Annotated in this window: 19 protein-coding genes, 1 pseudogene and 1 riboswitch; of the genes and pseudogenes, 15 read left to right on the top strand and 5 right to left on the bottom strand. The window is 39.2% G+C overall.

Features of this window, described 5'->3' with window-relative positions; translation table 11 throughout:
- The first annotated feature begins 144 nt into the window (after positions 1–144).
- The 14 genes and pseudogenes from D0469_RS09535 (at position 145) to D0469_RS09470 (ending at position 15859) form a co-directional block, all read left to right on the top strand.
- On the top strand, positions 145–1173 hold the full coding sequence (locus D0469_RS09535; RefSeq protein ID WP_117326516.1) for a substrate-binding domain-containing protein: 1029 nt from the start codon (positions 145–147) through the stop codon (positions 1171–1173).
- A 113-nt stretch (positions 1174–1286) separates the two neighbouring features.
- Positions 1287–2327, top strand: a complete 1041-nt coding sequence (locus D0469_RS09530) for a TRAP transporter substrate-binding protein (RefSeq protein ID WP_117326515.1) — start codon at positions 1287–1289, stop codon at positions 2325–2327.
- A 98-nt stretch (positions 2328–2425) separates the two neighbouring features.
- Entirely contained in the window at positions 2426–2941 is a 516-nt protein-coding gene (locus tag D0469_RS09525) for a TRAP transporter small permease (protein WP_117326514.1), read from the top strand.
- Positions 2942–2945: 4 nt separating this feature from the next.
- Entirely contained in the window at positions 2946–4226 is a 1281-nt protein-coding gene (locus tag D0469_RS09520) for a TRAP transporter large permease (protein ID WP_117326513.1), read from the top strand.
- Positions 4227–4281: 55 nt separating this feature from the next.
- Positions 4282–5247, top strand: coding sequence for a sugar kinase (locus D0469_RS09515; RefSeq protein ID WP_117326512.1), 966 nt, complete (start codon positions 4282–4284; stop codon positions 5245–5247).
- A 12-nt stretch (positions 5248–5259) separates the two neighbouring features.
- Entirely contained in the window at positions 5260–5913 is a 654-nt protein-coding gene (locus D0469_RS09510; RefSeq protein ID WP_117326511.1) for a bifunctional 4-hydroxy-2-oxoglutarate aldolase/2-dehydro-3-deoxy-phosphogluconate aldolase, read from the top strand.
- 1 nt (position 5914) lies between these two features.
- A complete protein-coding gene (dgoD, locus tag D0469_RS09505) occupies positions 5915–7063 on the top strand; it encodes a galactonate dehydratase (RefSeq protein WP_117326510.1) in 1149 nt (382 codons plus the stop codon).
- 6 nt (positions 7064–7069) lie between these two features.
- Positions 7070–7967 (top strand): annotated as a pseudogene (locus D0469_RS09500) (AEC family transporter).
- Positions 7968–8007: 40 nt separating this feature from the next.
- Positions 8008–9003 (top strand): C-terminal binding protein, encoded by a 996-nt coding sequence (locus tag D0469_RS09495; RefSeq protein ID WP_117326509.1) that lies wholly within the window; start codon positions 8008–8010, stop codon positions 9001–9003.
- Between the two features lie 11 nt (positions 9004–9014).
- The gene (locus D0469_RS09490) at positions 9015–9920 is read left to right on the top strand and encodes a dihydrodipicolinate synthase family protein (RefSeq protein WP_117326508.1); all 906 of its coding nucleotides are present in this window, start codon (positions 9015–9017) and stop codon (positions 9918–9920) included.
- 318 nt (positions 9921–10238) lie between these two features.
- The gene (locus D0469_RS09485) at positions 10239–13448 is read left to right on the top strand and encodes a DEAD/DEAH box helicase (protein WP_117326507.1); all 3210 of its coding nucleotides are present in this window, start codon (positions 10239–10241) and stop codon (positions 13446–13448) included.
- A 205-nt stretch (positions 13449–13653) separates the two neighbouring features.
- Complete coding sequence (locus D0469_RS09480) at positions 13654–13857, top strand: DUF2187 family protein (protein ID WP_117326536.1); 204 nt, start codon at positions 13654–13656, stop codon at positions 13855–13857.
- A gap of 348 nt (positions 13858–14205) precedes the next feature.
- Positions 14206–15651, top strand: a complete 1446-nt coding sequence (locus tag D0469_RS09475) for a DEAD/DEAH box helicase (protein WP_117326506.1) — start codon at positions 14206–14208, stop codon at positions 15649–15651.
- Positions 15652–15718: 67 nt separating this feature from the next.
- Positions 15719–15859, top strand: coding sequence for a DUF3934 domain-containing protein (locus D0469_RS09470; RefSeq protein WP_117326505.1), 141 nt, complete (start codon positions 15719–15721; stop codon positions 15857–15859).
- A gap of 1198 nt (positions 15860–17057) precedes the next feature.
- Here D0469_RS09470 and D0469_RS09465 read toward each other — a convergent pair.
- Positions 17058–17369: a helix-turn-helix domain-containing protein gene (locus tag D0469_RS09465; RefSeq protein ID WP_117326504.1), complete on the bottom strand. Its 312-nt coding sequence runs from the start codon at positions 17367–17369 to the stop codon at positions 17058–17060.
- A 1169-nt stretch (positions 17370–18538) separates the two neighbouring features.
- Positions 18539–18621, top strand: a riboswitch (cyclic di-GMP riboswitch).
- A 268-nt stretch (positions 18622–18889) separates the two neighbouring features.
- Here D0469_RS09465 and D0469_RS09460 point away from each other — a divergent pair.
- Positions 18890–21238: an EAL domain-containing protein gene (locus D0469_RS09460; protein WP_117326503.1), complete on the top strand. Its 2349-nt coding sequence runs from the start codon at positions 18890–18892 to the stop codon at positions 21236–21238.
- An 814-nt stretch (positions 21239–22052) separates the two neighbouring features.
- Here the strand turns inward: D0469_RS09460 and D0469_RS09455 are convergent.
- The 4 genes from D0469_RS09455 to D0469_RS09440 form a co-directional block, all read right to left on the bottom strand.
- Positions 22053–23423 carry an aldehyde dehydrogenase gene (locus tag D0469_RS09455; RefSeq protein ID WP_117326502.1) on the bottom strand — a complete coding sequence of 457 codons (1371 nt, stop codon included), beginning with the start codon at positions 23421–23423 and terminating at the stop codon, positions 22053–22055.
- Positions 23424–23492: 69 nt separating this feature from the next.
- The gene (locus tag D0469_RS09450) at positions 23493–24692 is read right to left on the bottom strand and encodes an iron-containing alcohol dehydrogenase (protein ID WP_117326501.1); all 1200 of its coding nucleotides are present in this window, start codon (positions 24690–24692) and stop codon (positions 23493–23495) included.
- Positions 24693–24948: 256 nt separating this feature from the next.
- Positions 24949–25440, bottom strand: a complete 492-nt coding sequence (locus tag D0469_RS09445) for a hypothetical protein (RefSeq protein WP_117326500.1) — start codon at positions 25438–25440, stop codon at positions 24949–24951.
- A 333-nt stretch (positions 25441–25773) separates the two neighbouring features.
- On the bottom strand, positions 25774–26313 hold the full coding sequence (locus D0469_RS09440) for a helix-turn-helix domain-containing protein (protein ID WP_117326499.1): 540 nt from the start codon (positions 26311–26313) through the stop codon (positions 25774–25776).
- Between the last annotated feature and the right edge of the window lie 112 nt (positions 26314–26425).

Raw genomic sequence — 26425 nt, 5'->3', positions numbered from 1 at the left:
AATATTCTTAATAAATGTCGAAATAAGAAGAATTTCGAAAAAATAAAATAAAAAAACTATTGAAAAGGGTTTCATGATAAATTATACTAACTTCATAAACCGGTTTAGTAAATCGGTTTAGTAGAAAAAGAGGCGGAGACAATAATGAAAAGAGTAACAATGGTGGATGTTGCCAAGAGTGCAGGTGTCTCTAAAAGCACGGTGTCACAGTATTTAAATAAAAGGTTTGACTACATGGGTGAGGAGACCAAACTCCGGATTGAGCAAGCCATTGAAAAGCTGGGATACCAGCCGAACATTGTGGCCAGAAGCTTGAAACAAAAGCGCACTTCGACAATTGGCGTCATTGTTGCTAATATCCTTCATTCATTCTCTACCCAAGTCATACGGGCTATCGAAGACACATGCAGGGATAATGATTTTCATGTGATTGTCTGCAATGCCGATGACGATCCTGTTACGGAAGAGAAATACATACAGATGCTCCTGGCAAAGCAAGTGGATGGAATGATTATTTTTCCCACAGGCGGCAACCTGAATCTCTATCATTCTATGGTCCAAAGAAATTACTCTGTAGTCTTTGTAGACCGGATCATCGAGGGAGTAAATATTGACGTTTTTTTACTGGACAATGAAAACGCTTCATATTTAGCGGTTAAACACCTGGCAGAACACGGCCACTCTCGCATAGGGATAGTGACTCCCTCACTTGAAAGAAAGATTACACCCAGAATTGAAAGGATTAACGGCTTTAAACTGGCGTTGAACAAATTTGGGCTCCCTTTAGAAACCGGTTACATCAAAAGTATGGATGTGGACAAGCTTCATGTTGGGCTTAAAGAAATGTTCTCATTGCCGGTACCGCCCACAGCGCTGATCGCATCAAATGATCTTTCACTTTATGAAGTAGTGAAGTTTGCAAAAGAAAGCGGAATCCAAATTCCCAGCCAATTAGCAGTTGTAGGAATTGATAATGTTCCTTTCGCTACCGTTTTTGAACCATCTTTGTCAGTCTTTGCCCAGCCTGCTTTCGAAATGGGAAATAAAGCAGCAGAATTGCTGTTAAAGAGGATTGAACACAGCGACTTAGTAATAGAGCCGCAGATCCATCGGTTCCAGCCGACTTTACTGGCAGGAAAAATGCCAAAGAACGATAATATGCTATTTTTCTAGTCATTTACTAGTAAAATATAATTTTCAAAAGTGCTTTAACTTGGGAGAAAATCTTGCTCTTTTGTAAGCGTATTCTCTCACGAAATTAAACTAATCACATAGGGGGCAGCAAAATGTTAAAGAAGTTTCTATCAGTATTTATGGTTGTAGCTCTTTTCACCGCAGTTCTCGCGGGTTGCGGAAGCAGCGAAAAGGCAAGCGGCGGAGAAGAGAAAAAGTCCGGGAAGGCCAGAGTAATTCGTGCAGGTATCGGTCTTAACGACAAGCATCCTCAATACTTGGCTCTATTAAAGTTCAAGGAAATTGTTGAAAAAGAATCAAATGGTTCAATTAAAGTAGAAACATATCACAGCAGTCAATTAGGTGATGACCGCGCCATGATGGAAGCGCTTCAGCTTGGAACTCAGCAGATGACAATTCCTTCTACAGCGCCAATTGCAAACTTTGTTCCTGAATTCTCTGTATATGATATTCCATTTATTTTCCCAAGCGAAGAAGTGGCCGATAAAGTTTTATTAGAAAGTGATGTTGCTAAAGAACTATTAGATAAGTTACCAGCTCAAGGAATGGTAGGTTTAGCATACTGGGAAAATGGATTCCGTGATTTAACAAACGATAAAGTATCAGTAGCAACTGCAAAGGATTTCAAAAACCTGAAAATCCGTACGATGGAAAACCAGCTGCACATCGCAGCATTTAAAGCCTTAGGAGCTAACCCGACTCCTATGGCGTTTGCTGAAGTATTTACAGCTATGCAGCAAGGTACAATTGACGGCCAGGAAAACCCTATTGCAACGATTTATTTGCAAAAATATAACGAAGTCCAAAAGCATCTTTCTTTAACACACCATGTATACAGCCCATTCGTTGTGTTATTAAGCAAAGTATTCTGGGATGAATCTTCAAAAGAAGAGCAAGATATCATGACAAAAGCAGCTCAGGAAGCTGGGGAATATGAGCGTAAACTAATCCGTGAAGCAAACGTACAAAACCTTGAAGACTTGAAAAAAGCAGGAATGACTGTTACAGAAGTTACACCTGAAGCACGTGAAGAAATGAAAGCCATTACAGATCCTGCTGTTGAAAAATTCGCAGATAAAATTGGAAAAGAAACAATTGAAAAAGTGAAAAAAGCAGTAGAAGACGCACAGTAATAAGAAACACAGCGGGGACAGGAAGCCATCCTTCCAGTCCCCGTATTTTACACAGCTAGTAGTAAATACATAAAGATTCCTTGTAAGGAGGAAACAAGATGTCAGTACTAAAGAAAATTGACCGTTATTTTGAAGAGTCAATAGTTGTTGTGTTGTTTGCAACAATGGTACTTCTAACGTTTGCACAAGTTCTTTCACGCTTTGTTTTTAATCTTTCCCTTGGATGGTCAGAAGAGATTTCCCGTTTTATCTTTGTATGGCTGGTGTATATATCAGCGGCAATGGCTGCAAAACACCGCCGCCATATCCGAGTTGAAGTGATTGACACACTTCTTCCAAGGTCTATATCAAAATGGTTTGGAGTCCTTTCAGATTTGCTATGGATTGCTTTCGCCGTTTTTGTAGCCTTTAATGGCTATGAAATGGTAACGATGGTTTTTGAACATGGACAATTATCCCCAGCTGTACAGCTGCCAATGGGGTTTGTATATTCAGTTATACCTGTAGGCTTCGGTCTAATTGCATTCCGAGTGCTGCAAGGCATTATTGGACGCTTCCGTGGAGATGACGAAATGACAGATGAAGAAAAATTACAGCGGGCAATAGAGGGGTGAAATTATGTCAGCACCATTAGTATTAGGGATAGTATTAATACTTTGTTTACTTATCGGCGTGCCGATCGCATTTTCCATCGGTATCGCTACTGTATCAGCTTTATTGGTAGGAGGGGTGCCGGCATCCTTTATTGCCCAGCAGTCGTTTACGGCAGTTGATTCCTTTCCGCTTATGGCTGTCCCGTTCTTTATTTTAGCTGGAGCTTTAATGGAAACCGGCGGGTTATCAAAGAGAATTATCAATGTAGCCCAAGAAGCAATGGGTAATATTACAGGCGGATTTGGTATTGTTACGATTCTCGCGAGTGCAATCTTTGCTGCAATCTCAGGATCCAGCCCGGCAACAGTAGCGGCGATTGGATCGATTATGATTCCAGCTATGATCGCCAGAGGCTATAGCAAAGACTTTGCAGCAGCAGTAGCAGGTTCTGGCGGCGGATTGGGGATTGTTATCCCTCCATCCATTCCAATGATTATTTATGGTGTTGTTACTGGAGTTTCAATTGGTGATATGTTCTTGGCTGGATTTGTTCCAGGGATCTTCTTAGCACTTTTAATGATTATCTTAATCTACTTCATTTCGAAAAAAAGAGGATACGTTGGAACTGGACAAAAGTTCAGCTTTGCCAGATTTGCTAAGGCTTCAAAGGATGCGTTCTGGGCATTAATGGCTCCTGTAATCATTCTTGGCGGTATTTACAGCGGTGTGTTTACACCCACTGAATCTGCAGTAATTGCGGTTATGTATGGATTAATCATCGGTATATTTGTTTATAAAGAATTGAAATGGAAAGATATCCCTAAGATTCTAATCTCTTCTGCAATGATTACTGGTTCTGTAATGATTATCCTTGGTACAGCTACTGGATTCGGTAAGCTTGTAACAATGTACCAGGTCCCGAATCAGCTGGCAGACTTGATTTTAGGAGTTTCCGATAATAAATATGTTGTTCTTCTATTGATCACTGCATTGGTTCTATTTGTAGGAACTTTTATGGAGACTTTGTCTATCATTATCATTCTAGCACCATTATTCTTGCCTGTGCTGGAGCAATTAGGCGTAAACCCAGTGCATTTTGGAATTTTGCTAGTAGTAGGAGCTGAGATCGGGATGATGACACCTCCTCTTGGTGTTAACCTTTTCGTAGCATCAGGTATATCAGGGCTGTCCATTGAACGTGTAGCGAAAGCGATTTTCCCGTTTGTATTGATTCTTACCTTTGGTCTGCTTATTATGCTTTTTGTTCCTTGGATTTCACTAGTAATTCCAAACCTATTCGGATGAATAGGTTTTCTCTTTTAAAACTGTCAACGTCGACTTTAGCTTGGGGGAAAACAATGTGAAACAGTTAGATGTAGTAACATTTGGTGAAACAATGGTTTTGTTTACACCTGAACAAATGGTTCCGCTCGAATATAACCATAAATTTTTAAAACAAATTGGCGGAGCGGAATCAAACGTTGCCATTGGCCTGCAGCGTCTTGGCCATCAGGCAGGCTGGTTCAGTAAACTCGGGGATGATCCATTTGGAAGATACATACATAAATTCGTCCGTGGTGAAGGTGTTGAAACTTCTCGGTGTCTTTACACTGATGAAGCACCTACTGGGCTATTCTTTAAGGAGAAAAGATCGTCTACTAATATACGAGTCTTTTATTACCGGAAAGATTCTGCCGCCAGTTTGCTTTCTCCGGATGATTTAGACGAGGAATATATAGCTGGTGCAAAGTTTCTGCATGTAACAGGAATAACGCCTGCATTGAGTCAGGCTAGCCGTGATGCTGTCTTTAAAGCAATTGAAATCGCAAAAAAACATGACGTAAAAATTGTCTTTGATCCAAATATGCGTGTAAAGCTGTGGAGCCATGAAGAGGCAAGAGAAGTCATGTCTGAAATCGCAAAAGAAGCAGATATCATACTTCCAGGGCTGGATGAAGGGGAACTAATGACCGGAAGAAAGACACCGGAAGAGATTGCTGAGTATCTGAGCTTTGGCCAGGAAAAGACGATCGTTATCAAGCTTGGTGAAAAAGGTGCCTATTATCATACGAGTACTGAACAGGGGTATGTGGATGGGTTCAAGGTAGCCCAAATTGCTGATCCTGTTGGTGCGGGTGATGGTTTTGCAGCTGGCGTTATAAGCGGATTGCTGCGTAATGAGCATGTCTCTCAAGCTGTAAGGCGAGGAAATGCGGTAGGCGCCATTGTAGTAGGTGTAAATGGAGATGTCGAAGGTCTTCCAACTAATGAAGAAGTCGAGCAATTGATAAAGGGCGCTCATGATGCCCAGGATGTTCTAAGATAAGGAGTGTTTATTATGGAAAAGTTGAAAAACATTGGCAGATTAACAGATTCTGGACTAGTGGCAGTAATCCGCCGTCCCAAGATGGAGCAGATTAGCTCTATCGCGGAGGCTCTTGTAAAGGGCGGTGTTGGAGCGCTTGAAATTACGGTAGACACACCCGGAGTTTTCCGGATGATTGAAAAAATAAAGCAGGAATTCGGCCAGCAAGTGCTTGTTGGTGCGGGCACGGTCCTTGATGCAGAAACAGCAAAGACAGCAATTGAAGCAGGTTCAGACTTCATTTTCTCTCCTATCGTGGATGAAAAGACAATTGAAACAACCATCCGCTATGGCAAAATTTCGATACCTGGAGTAATGACTCCTACTGAAGTAGTAAGAGCATATCAGGCAGGTGCAGATATTCTTAAAGTTTTCCCTGCTAGCTCATTAGGGCCTAACTACTTAAGAGAATTAAGAGGACCTCTTGGACACATTCCGCTAATGCCAACTGGAGGTGTTTCTCTCGATAATGTCAGTGAGTTTATTAAAAATGGGGCAGTCGCAGTCGGTGCAGGCGGAACGCTGCTAAATAAAGAAGCGATTGCAGAGGAACGTTATGAAGTGTTAACCGATATCGCCCGTAATTTTGTATCAATTATTAAGAAGACTCGCGAGGAGTCGAAGTAATATGAAAATAACAAACATTGAAACTTTCATTGTTCCTCCGAGATGGCTCTTTCTAAAGATTGAGACAGATGAGGGAATAACCGGATGGGGAGAACCGGTTGTTGAAGGACGAGCTGCATCTGTTAAAGCAGCAGTGGAAGAGTTAAGTGAATATATCATTGGAAAGGATCCGCTAAAGATTGAAGACCATTGGCAAGTTCTTTATCGGGCCGGTTTTTATCGGGGCGGGGCGATTACAATGAGTGCAATCGCAGGAATAGACCAGGCTTTATGGGACATTAAAGGAAAATACCATAACGCACCGGTTTATGATTTGCTCGGTGGACCGGTCAGGGAATCTATCCGCGTATACAGCTGGATTGGCGGTGACCGCCCAAATGATGTGGCGGAAGCCGCAAAAGCAGCGAAGGAAACCGGATTTACAGCAGTAAAAATGAATGCAACCGAAGAATTACAATACATTGATTCCTATGAAAAAATTGATGAGGCAGTAGCCAGGATCGCTGCGGTTCGGGAGATTGGCGGAAAGGATTTTGGAATTGGCATCGACTTTCATGGACGGGTTCATAAACCTATGGCAAAAATCCTCGCAAAAGAGCTAGAGCAATTCAGGCCAATGTTCATAGAAGAACCTGTTTTAGCTGAAAACAATGAAGCGCTAAGAGATATTGCCCATGCTACAAATATTCCTATTGCTACCGGTGAGCGGATGTTCTCACGTTGGGAATACAAAAAGATTCTTGCGGACGGATATGTTGATATTATCCAGCCTGACCTTTCACATGCAGGTGGAATCACTGAGGTTAGAAAAATCGCGGCAATGGCTGAAGCATATGATATTGCAATGGCACCGCATTGTCCATTGGGTCCGATTGCACTGGCAGCTTGCCTTCAGGTTGACGCTGTTTCACATAATGCGTTTATTCAGGAGCAAAGCCTCGGTATTCACTACAATAAAGGGAATGACCTTCTGGATTATATTACCGATCGTTCTGTTTTTGAATATCAAAATGGCTTTGTAAAGATGCCGAAGAATCCTGGTCTGGGCATTGACGTGAATGAAGAATATGTTCGGAAAATGGCGGAAGCAGGCCACAACTGGAAGAATCCCGTTTGGAGACATGCGGACGGCTCTGTAGCAGAATGGTAATGAAAAATGAAAATCTTTATTGAGGTTGTGCTGCCCGTACTGCTGATTTTTCTAGCAGGGTACGGGCTGCAAAAATGGAAAAAGCTCGATATCCGTATTATTTCAACCTTTGCTTTATATGTGCTGACTCCCGGGCTTGTTTTCCGCACTTTTTATGAAACGGAATTAAATCTTCAATACATGAACATGGTTGCTTTTTCCTTTATTCTATTGTTCCTGCTGATAATGATTAACAAAATTTATTCCTATGTAAGGAAAACCCCTCGTTCAATAGAAAGCGGGCTTATCCTTTCTACAGCTTTTATGAATTCAGGAAATTACGGAGCACCGATTATTTTGTTTGCTTATGGAACTGCAGGATTTAATTATGCTGTATCCATGCTGGTGCTTCAGGCAATCATCATGAATTTTTTTGGGGTATACTACGCTGCTCGAGGCCAAGCGGGGATCAAAGCTGCAGTCAAGTCTGTGCTTGAAATGCCTCCTACATATGCAGTAATAGCTGCCCTTTTATGCCAGGGTTTACATATCGAGCTGTCCGAAAACATTGTCTCTGCGATTGATCTCGTAGCAGATGCATGCATCCCTGTGGTCATGCTGGTTCTGGGAATGCAGCTGGCCGAAATTGAATTAAAACATTTTAAATGGGATAAAATTGCCTTCGGTGTAACGGTGAGAATGGTTCATTTCACCTATTCTCGCTGTCGGCATCATATACTTGATTCCGATGGATGCTTTGCTTGAGAAGGTGCTAATTGTTTCTTCAGCGATGCCATCAGCAGCCACAACTGCCATGTATGCGCTGCAATTCAATTCGGAGCCTGAGCTGGTTTCGAGTATAACTCTTATAACAACATTAGTAAGCGTAGCGACGATTACTCCGCTTATATATTTATTAGGATAATGAAGGTTTCTCTTAGAAAAGGACACAAAGGAGTGCAATTATGAAAAAGTTTAAAGTTGTAGTTACAGATTATGAATATAAATCCCTTCAGCCTGAGAAAGACGCTTTATCACATCTGGATGTAGAGTTTGTACCGGCACAGTGCAGAACGGAAGAAGAAGTCATCGAAGCATGCAAGGATGCAGACGGTATTCTTAATCAATATGCTCCCATTTCACGCAAGGTAATTGAAAATCTCCAAAATTGCAAAGTGATTGCCCGTTATGGTGTCGGAGTGAACACAGTTGATTTAGAAGCGGCAACAGAAAAGGGGATTATCGTTGGAAATGTAACGGACTATTCAATTGATGAAGTATCAGACCATGCGTTTGCGCTGCTTTTGGCGCTGGCACGTAAAGTAGTCAAATTAAATAATGAAGTGAAGGGCGGAGTATGGGACTTCAATTTAGGCAAACCTGTATTTCGTTTGCGCGGTCGGACATTAGGATTGGTTGGTCTGGGAAGAATTCCACAGGCCTTAGCAAAAAAGGCACAAGCCTTTGGATTGAGGGTAGTTGCGTTTGATCCATTTATGCCTGCCGAAGCAGCGAAAGAGCTCAATGTAGAGCTATTAGAATTGAATGAAGTATGCAGCCAGTCAGATTTCGTTTCCGTTCATGCACCTTTAATGGAGAGTACCCGTGGCATGATCAGTGACGAGCAGTTCAATTCAATGAAGAAAGAAGCCTTTATTATTAATACAGCCCGAGGTCCAGTAATCGATGAGCAGGCACTGATCCGTGCACTTCAGGCTGGGAAAATTGCAGGAGCAGGACTTGATGTCGTTGAAGAGGAACCACTATCAGCTGATAGTGCGCTGCTTTCTATGGACAATGTGATCATCACCCCTCATATCGCATGGTATTCTGAACAATCTGAGGTAGAGCTGCAGAGTAAATCAGCTCAAAACGTTGCAGATGTGCTGTCAGGTTATTATCCATCATATCTGGTTAATCGTGATGTGAAAGCTAAAGTAAATCTAAAGGAAAAAGAATAGGAGGAAGGGCTGTGAGAGCAATATTTTCTGGCATTATACCTCCTGTCTCTACAATATTTGATGATTCCTTGCAATTAGACCGTAATGGGATGGGAAAACTTATTGATTCTTTAATTGAATCAGGTGTTGACGGATTATTTTTCTTGGGTACGGGCGGCGAATTCAGCCAAATGTCTGTTAACGAACGAAAAGAAGTCGCCGAATTTGCAGTTGGATATGTAAACAAAAGAGTTCCTGTTTTAATCGGTACAGGCGGAACCAACACAAGAGAAATCATTGCCTTAAACCATCATGCTAACGAAACGGGCGCAGATGCTGTAGTGATTATAAATCCTTATTATTGGAATATTACAGAAGCCAACCTGCTTGAACATTATGGGGAAATTGCAGAGAATACTGAACTGCCGATTCTGCTTTATAATTTTCCGAATTTAACTGGACAGGACCTTAGCCCGGAAATCGTACTGCAGCTTGTAGAAAAACACCCGAATATCGTAGGTATTAAAGAAACTGTAGATACAGCGGGACATATCAGGGAAATGATCTTAAAGGTTAAAGGGAAATACCCTCATTTTTCAGTGCTTGCAGGGTTTGATGATCATTTGCTTAACACCCTTGCATTGGGCGGCGATGGGGCCATTTCCGCAAGCGGCAACTTCGCACCCGAATTAACGGTAGGGATCTATAAAGCCTTCCAGGAAAAGGATTTTGATACGGCTATGGAACTTCACCGCCGGTTATCATATTTACCGCTGTTGTATAAACTGGATTCACCGTTTGTAAACGTTGTAAAAGAAGCAATACGGTTAACGGGGGTGGATATTTCTGCAGCTGTGCTACCACCAGCCAGGCTACTAAGTGAAGATAAAAAACAGCAGCTTTCTGAAATATTAAAGCAGGCAGGTTTGCTGAAATAGTGTGATAGGAGAGGCTGTCCAATAAGTTATTTTTGGGCGCCTTTTTTTTGCGGGCATAAAAACATTTCGTGTAATTGACCAGTGATCCTTCAAATTGATAATTTTCATACTCCGACAAGGCTGTCCCAAAAGATTTTGATGCCAAGACTTTTGAGACAAGCTTTTTTACTATGCAGTCAGAAGTGGGGTACAACTCGCAGGGAAACCCTTATTTACAATCCTGCTTATTGGATTTATAGTATGGTAATCAATGTACAGGAAAATCATTTAAATAGCCTTTAAAACAGAAGCAAAATCATATCCGAAGGAGCAAGGCATTTGAATATAAGATTAACACATAAAATCATTAAAGAAATATGCGGTACAGTCTCCTTCAAAAGGGGAGATGCTTTTTATCGTGAAAAGAAAGTAACATTCAAACATTATAATAGTGACCGTTGTGAGGCAATGGTTTCAGCTGCGGAAGATTTCGATGTGATAATTGAAAAGGATAAAAAAGGCGTCTTGCTGACTCAATGCAGCTGCCCAAAGCTTGCTTCGATACGAAGTGATTGCCAGCATATTGCTGCTGTGCTGTTGGCTATATACGAGCATCAGCGCAGGGGAACCATACCTTTAGAGATGATTCCTTCCTCCTCAAAAGAGGTACTTTCGGAAGAGTTATTGACCCTTTTCACAGATCAGCCGAAACGCTCAAGTGCCCATCAGCTGCACTTTGAAAACAGAAAAGTGCTGGATGCAGAGTTTGTCTGTAAACCAGTACTGACAGGTAACGGTGAGTACATGTTTGGAATCGAGTTAAAGATTGGAGCAACACATGTCCAAAACATCCGAGGTTTTCTGAAGGATATAAAGGACGGCAAGTCTTGTATGCTGTCCGCTGCCTTTACATATGATTCGAGTCTGCATTGCTTTGATATTGAATCAGACTTGGTCATTCAGCAGCTGGTCCAGGTGTTTTCTGATGAAAAGCTCTATACTGATAAATGGCAGGAAACGTCAGACGATTTTATGAGCAATCACCTGATACTGATTCCACCTTCTTCCTTGGAACAGCTTTTACCTTTTTTATCAAGAATGCCATTAGTTAAGCTGGAATATAACGGACAGTCGTTTGCGGGCCTTCTTCTATCCGACCAACCACTTCCATTACAATTTGACTTTTCAGAAGCTGTTGGCAACGGCTATAAACTGAATATTAAAGGCTTAAATCATATGATTATATTGAATTCATATGGTATTGTTCTATCCGGAGGAAAGGTAGTTCAGTTGAAAAGAGAAGACTTCAAACGTCTTGCTGAATTAAAGATAATGCTTGATTCTTCAGGAACAAACCAAATTCTCATTCTTCATGATCAATTAGATTTTTTCATGGTAAAAGTAGTTCCGGGTTTAAAAAAGCTTGGTACTGTACAAATATCAAGAGCGATAACAGAGCAATACTTAAAAACACCACTTGTTGCAAAGCTGTACCTGGACCGGGTAAAAGACAGGCTGCTTGCGGGGCTGGAGTTTCATTATGAACAAATTGTTATGAATCCATTGGAAGGCCGTGAACCGGTGGCAGAATCTATGCTCATAAGAGATGTGGCCAAAGAGGATACAATCCTGGAAATTATGGACGAAGGGTTGTTTGCCAAAACAGACGGCGGATATGTATTGCGAAATGAAGAGCTGGAGTATGAGTTTTTAGCTTACATTGTTCCGAAGCTGCAAAAGCTAGTACAAATTTATGCCACTACAGCGGTTAGAAACCGCATTTTCAGAGAAAATACCAAGCCTCAAATAAGAGTAAAGGTTAAAAGAGAACGGACCAATTGGCTGGAATTCAAATTTGAAATGGACGGAATCCCGGATAATCAAATACGCGAGATATTAGACGCCCTGGAGGAGAAACGGAAGTATTATCGTCTGCGCAATGGTTCACTGCTCTCGCTGGAAACAAAGGAATTTGAAGAAATTCAGCGATTTTTGAATACAGTTCCTGTTCAAAAGGAAGATCTGGAGAGCGGCTTGAATGTACCAATTGTTAGCGGCCTTCATATGCTAGAGTCTATAGAAAATAGCAATGTTATCACATTAGAGGATTCATTCCGGAAGTTTCTTGAAGACATTCGAAATCCTGAGACATTGCAATTTAAAGTGCCAGAAAGCCTTGAACCGATCTTGCGGGATTATCAAAAACATGGTTACAAATGGATGAAGTCACTTGCCAGCTACGGCTTTGGCGGAATTCTCGCAGATGATATGGGGCTAGGGAAAACACTCCAAAGCATCGCATTTATATTTTCGGAACTCCCTAATATCCGAAAAAAGAAGGATCCTGTCCTAATTGTTTGTCCTTCATCCCTGACATATAACTGGCTGAGTGAAATCATGAAATTCGCCCCGGATATTCAAGCCGTTGTCATCGATGGGGACAAATTCGAGAGAACTAAGCTCCAGAGCGAAGCAGATGATATGGATGTTCTTATAGCCTCGTATCCTTTATTGCGGAAGGATATCAAGTGGTATGAAAAGCAAGGCTTCCATTCGGTATTTTTTGATGAGGCACAGGCTTTTAAAAATCCAGTCACACAAACAGCACGTGCTGTGAAGAAAATCCGGGCAGATCACCGGTATGCGCTCACTGGAACCCCCGTAGAAAATTCCATAGAAGAATTGTGGTCTATTTTCCATGTAGTCTTTCCCGAGCTATTCCAAGGATTAAAGGAATATAGCTTCCTTTCCAAAGAGTCAATTGCCCGCAGAACCCGCCCATTTATGCTTAGAAGGCTTAAAGAAGATGTACTTGGAGAGCTTCCGGCGAAAATTGAAGTGATAGAATCAGCGGAACTTCTTTCTGATCAAAAGAAGCTGTATGCTGCATACTTGGCGAAGCTGCGGCATGACACCTTAAAGCATTTGGACAAGGATACACTGCGGAAAAATAAGATTAAAATTCTGGCTGGATTAACCAGGTTAAGGCAGATTTGCTGCCATCCAGCACTGTTTGTTGAGGGTTATAAGGGAAGCTCCGCCAAATTCGAACAGCTAAAGAGGATTGTAGAGGAATCAAGGCTGTCTGGAAGAAGGATATTGATTTTCTCGCAATTTACAAAGATGCTTGAACTAATAGGCAGGGAATTAACGGTTCAAGGCCTCCCTTTTTTCTACCTTGATGGACAAACAACTTCAGAAGAAAGAGTGCAAATCTGCAATCGATTTAACGAAGGCGAACGGGATTTGTTCCTTATTTCATTGAAAGCTGGAGGAGCAGGCCTAAACCTCACGGGTGCAGATACTGTTATCCTATATGACCTTTGGTGGAATCCTGCTGTTGAGGAACAAGCAGCTGACCGTGCCCACCGGATGGGCCAGACTAATGCTGTGCAGGTTATCAAGCTTGTTGCCCGCGGAACCATCGAGGACAAAATGAACGAACTCCAGGAGAAAAAGAGACAGCTGATAGATGAAATCATCCATTCAGAAGACAAAGCTCCAACCTCGCTGACTGAAGAGGATATAAGGGAGATATTAATGATTTAGGTGTACTGACGATAAAACAGCTAAAAACAGCTTGGATAACTCCACATTTAAATAAAAGCAAATTGAAAATGGTCATTCTTAATCTTATCAGTGAGCCCAATAACAAAACACAATCACAACCTTTATGTTTTAATACCTATTAAACGGGGAATATAGTTATCAATATACATACTATAACTCGTTCTGGGGAGGAACATAGGGAATGATGACAATGGCTAATATCGGTGATGAAATAGTATTTAAGAATACAGTTAAAGGCATTGTTGAAAAGGTAAATGAAAACTCTGTGATTGTTGTGATTACCAGCAATCCTGAAGATGTAGAATTTCTAAGTGACAGAACAGTGGTAAATCATAAAAATTATAAAGTTGTGAAACAATCCCAAGCTGTTCCAGAGGCTATAGCATAGGAAAAACAATAAGAAGACCCGTTGAAGGAATAATATCCAACATCGGGTTATTTTTTTGGTAAGTTAATTATTACTGCAAGCATAGCTTTCATGTCCCGGCAGAATGACCAGTCATGGGAAAACAATCCACTTATCTCCTCATCAACAAAGCTCAGAAATCCAGTGATTTTTATGATTCTGGAGTTTTTCGTACAAAATTATATGAAGGTTTTAATGACATTCATAATAAAACCCTTTTCATTAGGACTTTTCGAGTATAATGTACAGTAGTCAGATTTTGCATAAGATATTTCTTCCAGAGAATCCTATAGAAAAGTCAGATTAATTTAGAAAATCGAGGTAACATTCATGAGTGAAAGAAGATTTGAGGATTTTCAAATAAGTGAGGAAATTAGAAGGGCACTTGATGTGTTAAAGTATAATACACCCACTGAGGTGCAGAGTGAAGTAATACCCGCAGCGCTGGAAAAGAAAGACCTTGTTGTAAAATCCCAAACAGGCAGCGGCAAAACGGCAGCCTACGCAATACCGCTTTGCGAAATGGCCGAATGGGAGGAAAAGAGCCCGCAGGCATTAATTCTTACACCAACCCGGGAGCTGGCAGTTCAGGTCCGTGAGGATATAACCAATATCGGCAGGTTCAAACGGATAAAAGCTATGGCGGTCTATGGGAAAGAACCATTTTCAAAACAAAAAGAAGAGTTAAAGCAAAAAAACCATGTTGTCGTTGGCACACCCGGCCGGATGATGGACCATATAGAAAGAGGCACGCTGTCATTAGACCAGGTTAAATATCTCATATTAGACGAAGCGGATGAAATGCTGAATATGGGTTTTATTGAATCAGTAGAAGCTATTATAAAAGAAATTCCTTCTAACAGAGTAACAATGGTATTTTCCGCCACCTTGCCAAAGGATGTTGAAAATCTTTGTCATCAATATATGAAAGAACCGGTTCACATTGAGATTGAATCTGCCGGGATTACGACTAGCAACATTGAACATTTTTTAATAGAGGTGAAAGAAGAAGAAAAGATCTCACTCCTTAAGGATGTTACGGTCGTAGAAAACCCGGATAGCTGCATCATTTTTTGCAGAACGAAAGAGAACGTCGATACAGTTTTTACAGAAATGGAAGAGGCCAATTACTCGTGTGAAAAACTTCATGGCGGTTTGGAGCAGGAAGATCGGTTTGCGGTGATGGATGGTTTTAAAATGGGGAATTTCCGATATCTAATAGCCACCGATGTCGCAGCAAGAGGGATTGATGTGGACAATGTTTCTCTTGTCATCAACTTTGATGTCCCAATGGAAAAAGAAGGGTATGTCCACCGAACAGGCAGAACCGGGCGTGCTGGAAATAAAGGGACAGCAATCACGTTTGCTACACCGCATGAAAGCAAATTCTTAAAGGCAATTGAAAGATATATTGGCTTTGCAATACCGAAAATGGAAGCCCCTGCCGCAGCGGAAGTTGCAAGAGGAAAAGCAGCGTTCGAAGAAAAAATCAGCGGCCGACGAGTCATCAGAAACAATAAAACAGCTAGAATTAACCAAGACATCATAAAACTACATTTCAGCGGCGGAAAAAAGAAGAAAATCCGGGCTGTAGATTTTGTGGGAACGATAGCGAATATTCCTGGAGTAACAGCCGATGATATCGGAATTATTACCATTCATGACAATATGTCCTATGTGGATATTCTAAATGGAAAAGGGTCACTTGTGCTGCAGGCAATGGAGAATACAACAATTAAGGGCAAGAAGCTGAAGGTAAGCAAAGCAATTAAATAATGAATTGTGCTGCTAAATTAAGTTTTTTGGTCCAGGCCGGTCCGAAAACAGTTAACGGAGTGAACATATGAGCAAAGCAAAAGGTAAAAGCGGAACAGGCAGAGGAACAGGCAAAAAAGGCTGGAACAGATGGCAGGCGAGCTCAAACAGAGCGAAAAGCGCCAAACCATACAAAAGCAAGGGTGTAAAAAGAACAGATGATGAATAGAATCAATTGATCTATCCGAGTTAAAACAGATATCAGTAAGAGGGTGTCCCCAAAGTGCGGGACACCTTTTTTGGGAACATGAACTTTTCATCCACAAAAATTATGTGGTAAAAAAGTATCTGTAGGATTAGATATTTTTTTAAAAATTACCAGATTGCCAGCCAGGCTCGCTAATTCAACCACTTTTTCTGCTTAGCGATACAACAACCTGCGGCAGAGATTGTAGGAAATTATATTAAGCAGTAATTATGTTATGGTTTTAAAGTAACATAAAGAACGTTCGTTCGTAACGTTAAACAATGAAATAATTTCGACAAAATATGCGAATTAGTTACATTCGGGGAGATATATAGATAAAATCGAGGGATTTTGTAATTTTAAGAATTGACTATTGCGAAACATTTACTGTCTATCTATCTATGTATAGGAAAAGTGTAAACCCGTAGACAATACAGGAACTGTAAATATAGGAGGGATAATTATTACACAAGATAATCGAAAAAAAATTGCAAAAAATGTGGGCTCAGATGGTGTTGAACAAGCACTAATGACAACGGGGACAATTGAACCAGGTTTTGATTAGAACCCAGATGGAAGCAAGCGGGCTGGAATACCAAAGATTGGAGAGACATTGATAGGGGAAGACGGAACAACTTGGGCGCATTCAATTTGATTTAATTTTGGTTTTGGAATGTCTTATGCTGCTATTATAGTTGCTCATACCAATGATGGGTGCAGTCCCAAATTTGGAACCGGACTTTTTTTTCTGCAAATTATATCTCTATTTCCGGCAATAATAGCAAAACCTTTTTTAATAAACCCGGCATTGTACAATTTAATGCTCAATACAATTCTTTGCAGAAAAAATTATTTAAATTGGTACACATAAGAGGGGGAGTCTTTCATAAACTCCCCACCCATAAGTAACCCAGCACTTCTATAAGTTCGTGCATGGGTGAGCGCATGACTTGCTAAATTAATACATAATTCACCTGAATCAAATTCTTTTGGTATCAGTTGTTAAACTTGAAAGCACAGATTTTTCTATGTATTTCCTAAATCAATTGGTGATTTTTTAACGGTTTACTATAATCATGTTCATGGAAAAATGAAACATCCACCGTATACTCATTATTAATCTTCGTTCTAATCTATACTTGTAAGAATTAGAATTTACTATGAGAGTGTTTGAATCCGATCATCCAGTCTTTAGGTGGGTCATGATGCCAATCAATGTCTTTACTTCTTCCGGAGTAATATCATGCGCCTCAAATGTGTTAATTACATCTTTCCATTTATTAAGCAAATCATTTTCTAACTGGACATATTCAAAAATATCTATGTCTAACACTTTACCTACGGATTCCAATTTATCAATGCTGAGCTGTCTAAATCCACTTTCAAGTTGACAAATATAACTTTTGGAAACACCCAATTTTTTGCCTAAGTCTTCTTGTGTCAAATGGAGTTCTTTACGTCTGCGCATTATTACTTTCCCTATGTTTCTCATAATTTTTCCCTCCAAGCCGACATAAGAATTTTAAAGATGCAATTGCAAAAAAATAAATTATCACAACAAACTACTCATGACTATAATTTGGTGATTACGTACTGGATTATCAAAAGTTTACTTGATAAGTCAGAACTTTTCAATTCTTAATTTAATAACTAGAAAAAATTTTAAAAAAATTTAATTTTATTGCTTTGAAAGATTAGGAATGGAACAAATGCTTCTTTGTCAGAAAAACCTTTTTATATTAATAATAAAAGCAAGACATATGTGGTTAACCTTAATTCAAATGTATTCGGATGGAGGGTTCTGAAAGTGTGGATTATTAAGACTGAACAAAAAGGTGTGGACGGAAACACAACTGCGGTTGAGCTGGAAAGTGTGGATAGAATGTTTGACATTGATGTCCGTTGGGATGGTGCATGGTAGTCCATTTGCATTCCAAAACAGGTGAAAGGAGAGAACTCAAAGATACATTTCAACCTATGATGTATTGGAGTTTTTTAGGACATTGCAATCCATTAACGAAGTATGTAAAGATTTTTTCAGCGAAGGTAGTTATTGCTCAACGGTAAATCAAGATGGGAAACCTCGGCCTTAAGTTGGAAGTGTGAGATGTTCACATTTTCAGTGAATATATTCTACTTCCCATGAGACGCTAAACAAGTTATAGAAAACTCATACGCTGATAGAAAAAAGGACTCTGAAGAGCCCCTGATTCTATCGGCGTTTAACAAATTTCTTATATGCCAAATAGGCAACTATAATAATAGCCACAATCAAAATGATTTTCATATAAACTTAGTTCACCCCATTCATCAATGCTCTTTTTCCTTTTACCCAGAATGGTCAATAAATACACAAGAATACAGAGATCTATTCTTTATTTATATGAAAAATAATAAGTTTTCAATAAAATGCAATTCTTCTCACTGAGAAGAATAAGCCAATATACCATGAATTTCTTTTGGAGAGTGTAATGAGGTGGCTGAGTTAATAAAATCACTGAAAGACAAAACTCAGAAATTTTCCTCTTCCTGGCACGCAAAATGCTTGGAGATGTTAATTACCCGAGAATGTACGTGATCTTTTCTGAAAAGTCTTTTATTTTGTTAGGATATAGTTTTACAATATGGTTATTTAGTACTATAATGGCAGTAGTAATTAATTCCTAAATATGGCAAACTGCCTGAAAAGGCAGGACGCAAAACTATAGGGGCTAAATCTTTTGACACGCCAGCCAGTTGCAATCTTTAATTAGATTTCAACGTCCTATTTAGGGCGTTTTTTTTGTAAACGGTTATTTAGCAATCCAATAAATTGCATTGGAAAGCGTTTACTATTAATTAATTGAATAATCAATAAATGGGGAATTAATTCTAACAAGTATTGGAGATCATCTATTGAATACTCTTGTGCTGAAAAACTGATGTTAAAGACTTCTTTGCAGTTAATTAAGCACTGAGATTAAGGAGCTAATTCGAAAGCCGCCATGTTGTATATAAAGTGAGGGAAACGTATTGAAGCTAAAATTTAAAACGATTTTTGTTGTAGGGATAACAATGACGCTTCTCATCATCATCCTCTTGTCATTGTTATCCCCTATGTTACTTCAAGAAGCTGCAAATCTTGACAAAGATCAAACAGTACAAGAGCTAGAGAGAGTAAATAATAATATCCATTCGAATATGGATGAACTTCGCATGATAAATCGCGACTGGGCTATTTGGGATGAAACATATAGTTTTATCGTTGATAGAAATCAAGTGTATATAGATAGTAGTCTTGAAAATACAACCTTTGAAAATATTCAGCTTAACTTCATTTGCTTTATCAATAATCAAAATAAATTGGTATACCAAAAAGGGTATGACTTAGAAAACCATCAACCGCTGCAATTACAAACAGATTTTTATAATGTGTTCTTGCCCATTTTACATAACAAGGATAGTTTTAGCGAAAAAAATCTAGTCTCGACAAAACATGGATTAGCAATGTTTTCTTTAGAATCCATTTATCGCAGCAATGGTCAGGGTCCGCCCACTGGGACGCTAGTAATGGGAAGATTATTTGGAGAAAACGTTATAAAAGAAGTGGAGAAAGAACTTTCCATAGATCTTACTTTTAAACCTAATGAAAATATTAATAATAAGGAACTATTAATGGTTGAAAACCTTAATGAGACTAAACTCAAAGGCTCACTATTACTAATTGATTATGCTAAAAAAAATGCTTATGAAATAAGTTTTGTTAAAGCAAGAAGTTTTTATATACAAAAAAAGAATTCAGTCAATCACATAACTTTCTATTTAATTACTGTAAGTTTGTTTTCTATGCTTCTTATTATTTTCCTTCTCAATCGTTTTTTACTGACCCGAGTAAGCAATCTATCTATGGAATTAAAACAAATCCAGACTCAAAAAGATATTAGAGCAAGGATTAGTGGAAGTAAAAACAATAAAGATGAACTCACCATTCTTGAAAATTCCATAAATGAAACTCTTGCATCATTAGAGGATAAACATAATGAAGTCAGAAATCTGGCTTACTATGATCAGCTTACTTTCCTTCCAAATCGATATATGTTTTTTCAAGAGTTTACCAAAAGAATTCAAAATAACAACGGAGAAATTATAATTTTGTTTCTCGACCTCGATGGTTTTAAACGAGTAAATGACTCTCTGGGGCATGAATTAGGGGATACATTATTAAAAGAGGTTTCTAACAGAATTCTTCCTATTGTTGAAGGCTATGGCGGCATGATAGCTAGATATGGCGGTGACGAGTTCCTGGTTCTGCTGAATTATAAGGAGAGACATGTTCTTGAAATGATAATTCAAAACATTTTAATGGAAATACAAAAAGAATATCGGATATCTAATTTTAAAACTTTTGTCACTGGGAGTGTGGGTATCGGTGTTTTTCCGCATGACGGATGTACACTTGAAGAAGTTTTAAAAAGTGCTGATATTGCTATGTATGAAGCAAAAAGAAAGGGGAAAAACCAATATTGCTTCTTTTCTGAGCTCACGGGAAATAATGAATATAAATTATTAATGGAACTGGAGAAAGACTTAAAAAATGTGGTGCAAAACAGGGAATTAGAATTATATTATCAGCCTATAGTCTGCAGCAAGGACGAAGAGATTGTCGGGGTGGAGGTACTCTTACGGTGGAACCATCCTGCAAAGGGAATTATTTTTCCTAATAAATTTATTCCTATCGCTGAAGAGAGCGGGTTAATGCCAGTCATCGGATATTGGGTCCTAGAGGAAGCTATAAAACAAGGATTTGAATGGAAACAAAAAGGTTTTAACAAGTTGATTCTGTCTGTTAATATATCAATGTCGCAAATGAAAGATCATAGCTTTATAGAAGTTTTAGATAACGTATTAAGCAACCATCTGCTTTCTCCTGCAATGCTCCAACTTGAGATTAGGGAAAGTGACATTGGTTTTGATTTAAAAGAGGTTAGAGAATTTATAAATGAAATCAAAAAAAGAAATATAAAAATAGCTTTAGATGATTTTGGAGCAGAGGCTTCTTCTTTGTTATCCTTAAAGGAGCTGCCAATTGATGTGGTCAAAATAGATCAGAATTTTATTAAGAATATAACAGCGAAGCCTTTAGACCAAATCTTGCTTAATGGGATTTTTGAAATTACGAAAGGGCTGCATTTAGATGTGATCGTTGAAGGAATAGAGAATAAAGAACAACTTAAATATATTTCCTCCTGTATAAATACTAAATTACAAGGTTTTTATTTCAGCCCGCCTCTTCCTGCTCCTGATTTCGAGAAGGACATTTTGGGAATGGACATGTTCAAAACAGAACAGGAGATTGCTTGTATGTCGGTGAAAATGGAGTAAATCATGTTATTGCAAGTGAAAAACAATAGAATCACTATTGAAATAGTAATATGAGTACATTTTCAAGAGTCCCTAGATAGAGAATGCAGCATTAACATGTTTGGAGGAAGGGATACGATAAAGGGTGATTGAGGAGCAATTTCAATCATTCCTGGTTTACACATGAATTCCTTCGTTAGAATGATACAGTGTTTCTTTAAAAGACATTTCTATCTAAAACTGAACCTGTACTACACTTTATGATAGTAAGAAGTGGCTACGATAAAAGTAAAATCGTTCCTTCAATGAATTTTACAAAAAATGATCTTATAAAAATGTTCATAATTTAAGTGGTGGACAAGCGATTCGTTTAGTATGGTGACTAAAAAAATGAAAGAAACAAGCCTGTACCGCTTGGTATAGGCTTCTTCTTCTCATTAAGGGAATATGGAGCAAGACCTGCTCTATTTAGCAGTCTACTCTGCCTATACTTAGCAAAACCACTAAATATAGATTGGGATGAAGTTTCCATCGTCACGTCGGGAAAGCAAATCTTTCCCCAAAGTAGCTAATACAGGAAATTACTGTTCCTCCAAAAGTTTTTCAGTGCTTCCTACGGATTTACCAATGTGGAATTTTTTGAATCTCGGTATTTTCTATTTTATTGCGACATTCTTTGTAACCCCGCGTTTACATAAATGAAACCATGTCTTTATAAATAATTTTTTAAAAAAATCCGTCCCTTCATCAATTTTAGGCAATAAGATTTATTTTTACCCTTATCAAGTGAACCGCGTAATAATTGAATATGAATACCTCTGATATTATCGAACCATCATTTTAAGAAGTACTTTATCATTTTTAAACCATTTTTTACATTCGGATATCTTACTGGAAGATCAAATCGAGTTGTTTGCTTTAAGATGCTTTTGTGATGAGTAAAAGTGTCGAAACTTCCTTTTCCGTGATAAGCCCCGGTTCCGCTGCTTCCAACTCCGCCAAAAGGCAAATAAGGGGAAGCTAAATGGTAAACAGTATCATTAATACAGCCTCCACCAAAGGAAATACTGTTTAATACTTCTTGCTGAACGTTTTTACATTCTGAGAAAAGGTACAGTGCAAGCGGATTCGGATGGTTATGTATACCTTCGATCACTTCCGATAGATCATTGTATTCCAGTACAGGGAGGATAGGTCCAAAAATCTCATCCTGCATCACCGTATGTTCCCATGTGATTTTCGTAAGCACGGTTGGCTCAATCAATAATTTTTCTCCAATTGATTCTCCGCCAAAGGTTCTTTCACCATCAGTAAGGAAAGATTGGAGGCGATCAAAGTGCCTTTTACTGACAATCCGCGTATAGTTGGGGTTATGTAACGGCTGATCTCCATACAATTCCTTAATAGCCTGAATTAAGTTCTGCATAAAACTATCCCGGATGTTTTGGTGAAGATATAGGTAATCAGGTGCTACACATGTTTGCCCAGCGTTCATAAATTTACCCCAGGCAATCCGCTTCGCAGCAAGCTTAATATTAGCGTCTTCATGAACTATGCAGGGACTCTTTCCGCCTAATTCCAGTGTTACTGGAGTCAAATTTTTTGAAGCAGCCTCCATAATAATTTTTCCGACTGGCACACTGCCGGTAAAAAATATATAATCAAGCTTTCCATTCAGCAGTGCCTGGGTTGTTTCGACTCCGCCTTCAATAACTGCAATGTACTCTTCAGGGAAAATATCCGAAATAATTCTTGCTAGTACTTTAGATGTTTTCGGTGTTAATTCAGATGGTTTTAATATCGCGCAATTTCCGGCAGCAATTGCACCTATCAATGGGGCAACAGCCAATTGAAATGGATAGTTCCATGGAGCAATGACAAGAGCCACACCATATGGTTCAGGATAAATATATCCTTTGGAACCGAAATGGGTAAGCGGAGTTTTAACTTTCTGCGGCTTAGCCCAAGAACGGAAATTCTTGAGCATGAAGCGAATTTCCTCTAATACAACTCCTATTTCAGTGGAGTAAGCTTCAAATTCAGATTTATTTAAATCTGCTTTTAAGGCTTCAATGAACTGTTTTTCATGTGTCCGAATGGTCTCTCTCAGCGTTTGCAGTGCCTTTTCCCGGTATGCTAAATTTTTTGTTTTACCGGTTCGAAAAAACTTTTTTTGTTTATCTACCAGTGATAAATAGTTCTCCATAGATTCAACCTCCCAGCCTCTATAATATACTCTTTTAAGTAATCCATCTCTGTTTGTGACTTATCATTACTATTCTCTAATCATCTCGTAAAGATTTAGCATATCTCCTTCAAATAGAATTTTAGGCACTGGATAAAGCGGGTTGGCTTCTTTCAAAGCTCTTTTTACCATAATGGGGATGTCGTTATCCATTATTCCGTTGACCTTTTTAGGAATGTTCATATTTTCATTTAGATTTTTTATTGCTTCTATAAACATGGCTGCTTTTTGTGCCTCGGTATGATTTGGTGTACCGAGTCCCACCAATTCAGCAAGCTCGGCCAGTGGTTTGTGTGCTGAGTCTCCGTAGTATTCCAGGACATATGGCAGGATAATAGCGTTTGCTAAGCCATGCGGGAAAGAGTAAAACCCTCCGAGAGTATGGGCGATAGCATGCACATAGCCAACATAAGCACGGGTGAAAGCCAATCCGGCCAGGTAGGAAGCCCTCTGCATATTTCTGCGGGCCTCACTATTCGTTCCGTTTGAATATGCTTCATAGAGATTTTCGAAAATGAGCTTTACTGCGTCTTTGCTGTACTGATATGTTTCTGATGTGTTACTTTGGCCAATGTAGGCCTCAACAGCATGTGTCAAAGCATCCATTCCTGTTGATGAAGTAATATGCGGGGGAAGTTTTACTGTAAGCAGCGGGTCAAGTACAGCAACATGAGGGATCAAAACGGTATCATTTACAGCATACTTCTCATGTGTCTGACTATTTGATACAACCGCCGCAAGAGTAGCTTCACTTCCGGTCCCGGAGGTTGTTGGAATCGCAAATAATGGAGGGATTTTCTTTAAAATTTTTAATTCACCCTTCATCTGCGGGATGCTCTTGTTGGGCCTTGCAACTCGGGCTCCAACACCTTTTGCACAGTCCATAGGAGAACCGCCGCCAAAAGCAATAATACCCTGGCAATTGTTTGCCTTGTAAATACTTAGTGCTTCTTCAATGTTTTCAATGGTGGGATTAGGTACAGTTTTGTCATATATAAAATAGCTGATTCCCTCGGCGTCTAACCCTTTAAGCAATCCGTCCATTAGTCCGAGCGATGTAATGCCTTTATCAGTTACAATCAAAACGTTTTCAATTTTGTTGTTTTTAATGAGAGCCGGCAGTTTAATTAAGCTATTTTCTCCCTCTAATAGCTGTGGTTCCCGCCATGCGAGAAAGCGAGTAATGACTCTGAACGCACCCTGATACAGTCTGCAATACGTTTTATACATAATGATGCCTCACTTTTCCATTATGTTTTAAAGATAACTAGACAAATATCCAAAGTAGTAAAATAACAATAGCTTTTACCCAAAAAATCAAAAAACTGTATATACTTTTTATAACTGATTAACAAGGCCAGGCAAATTAATGACTCTGCCTGGCTTTCGCTAAAGGCTGTTGCTCAAAAGTGACATAAAGCTGAATACCGGTGATTAATTCTGTGAATGGCAGTTGAGTTACCGATTATGTGAGCCAAATTCATCCTTAACACATAACAATTATTTTATATGGCGTTGTTTGGGCTGGGATACTTTTTGTGGATGGACCATAGATAACAATTAGATTTCGGTTGGCAGGAATTCTTGAAAAGGCTTGCCCGTTTGGCAATACGATTAGCGTATTAGAAGATAGGTTTAATTTCAGCATGCCATCACTGCTAACTAGCTGATTGTTAAAATAATCAACTTTTACATTTTGATATGGGTTATCTTTGACCATTACCAGTGCCCGATATTGTGGCGGGTAAATTAGAGGAACAGGTGCATTGGCATCATAATATCCTGTTACCCTGTCACCCACCGATATCATCGCATTGTCAACAAAATAAGTAGATGGGGCCACTACGAAATTTACCATTCCTCCTGATCCATTTTCTACAGTAAATAACTTATAGCATCCTCCGTTTTCATCATCTGCACTTATCATAAAGTCACTAATCGTCGTGACCGTTCCGCGAAATGAATTAAAATTGATCATACTTATACCTCCGATGCTAAAAAATGAGTGTTAGATGCTCTTTTAATCCGCCTTTTATTAACCTATTTTTAGATCGATAAAAATGTAACTCGTCTATACGGAAATATGAAAAGCAAAGAATTAGAAGGATAAATAGGGCAGACATCGAGATTTATGACGTGGTTTATCCAGATAATTTATCTGCGGAGTTTGACGACAAGTATGCACAAACACCTAAGAGTACTGGTTATCCTGTGTACTCCAGTAAAGATTATGGTCATATAATTACCCAAAAAGCCAGCAATATCACTGGCATTCCGGTGAATCCCCTTACTTTGTAACCATGCTCGATTTTTATAATACATCATTCAATTCAGTGTCTGAATAAATCGAGATTAAAACTACAGCTTTTGAATCTCCAATGTTTTTCACGTAATGCGGGACACTTGCATTCCAGCTGAAGGAGTCACCTTCTTCAACAATGAAGGACTCTTCTCCTTGTTCCGCCAGAACTTTTCCTTCCATCACTAAATGGCATTCTTCTCCCTCATGTGAATGGGGCTCTCCAATCGAGGCTCCTGGGGGGAATTCAACTATCATCATTCTGATTCCGCCCTTTGAACTTAAATGCTCGATCTTTAAGTTGTTGAATGAAGAATTTGTTCTAGCATCTTTTCGAACTACACGCATGTGCTGTTTCTTTTCCAGCAGAAGGTAGGGTAAAGGAACGCCAAGAAATCCTGCAATTGTACTTAATGTACTAATGGAAGGTGATGTGTTATTGTTTTCGACATTGCTAATAAATCCTTTTGATAAACCTGTTCCCTCGCACATTTGGGCAATGGTAATTTTTTTTCTATTTCGGAGCGCGCGGATCTTGGTACCAATATCCATTATCATCACCTCAAAGTTTCCTAATAAAAAACATATTTATATATTAGCAAAATTATGGTTGACAATCCACAAAGGATATTGTTATCTTATGAATAACAAATATTCATATTGA

The sequence above is a fragment of the Peribacillus saganii genome (assembly GCF_003429095.1).
Lineage (GTDB): Bacteria > Bacillota > Bacilli > Bacillales > DSM-1321 > Peribacillus > Peribacillus saganii.
This window is presented reverse-complemented; position numbering and strand designations above follow the sequence as displayed.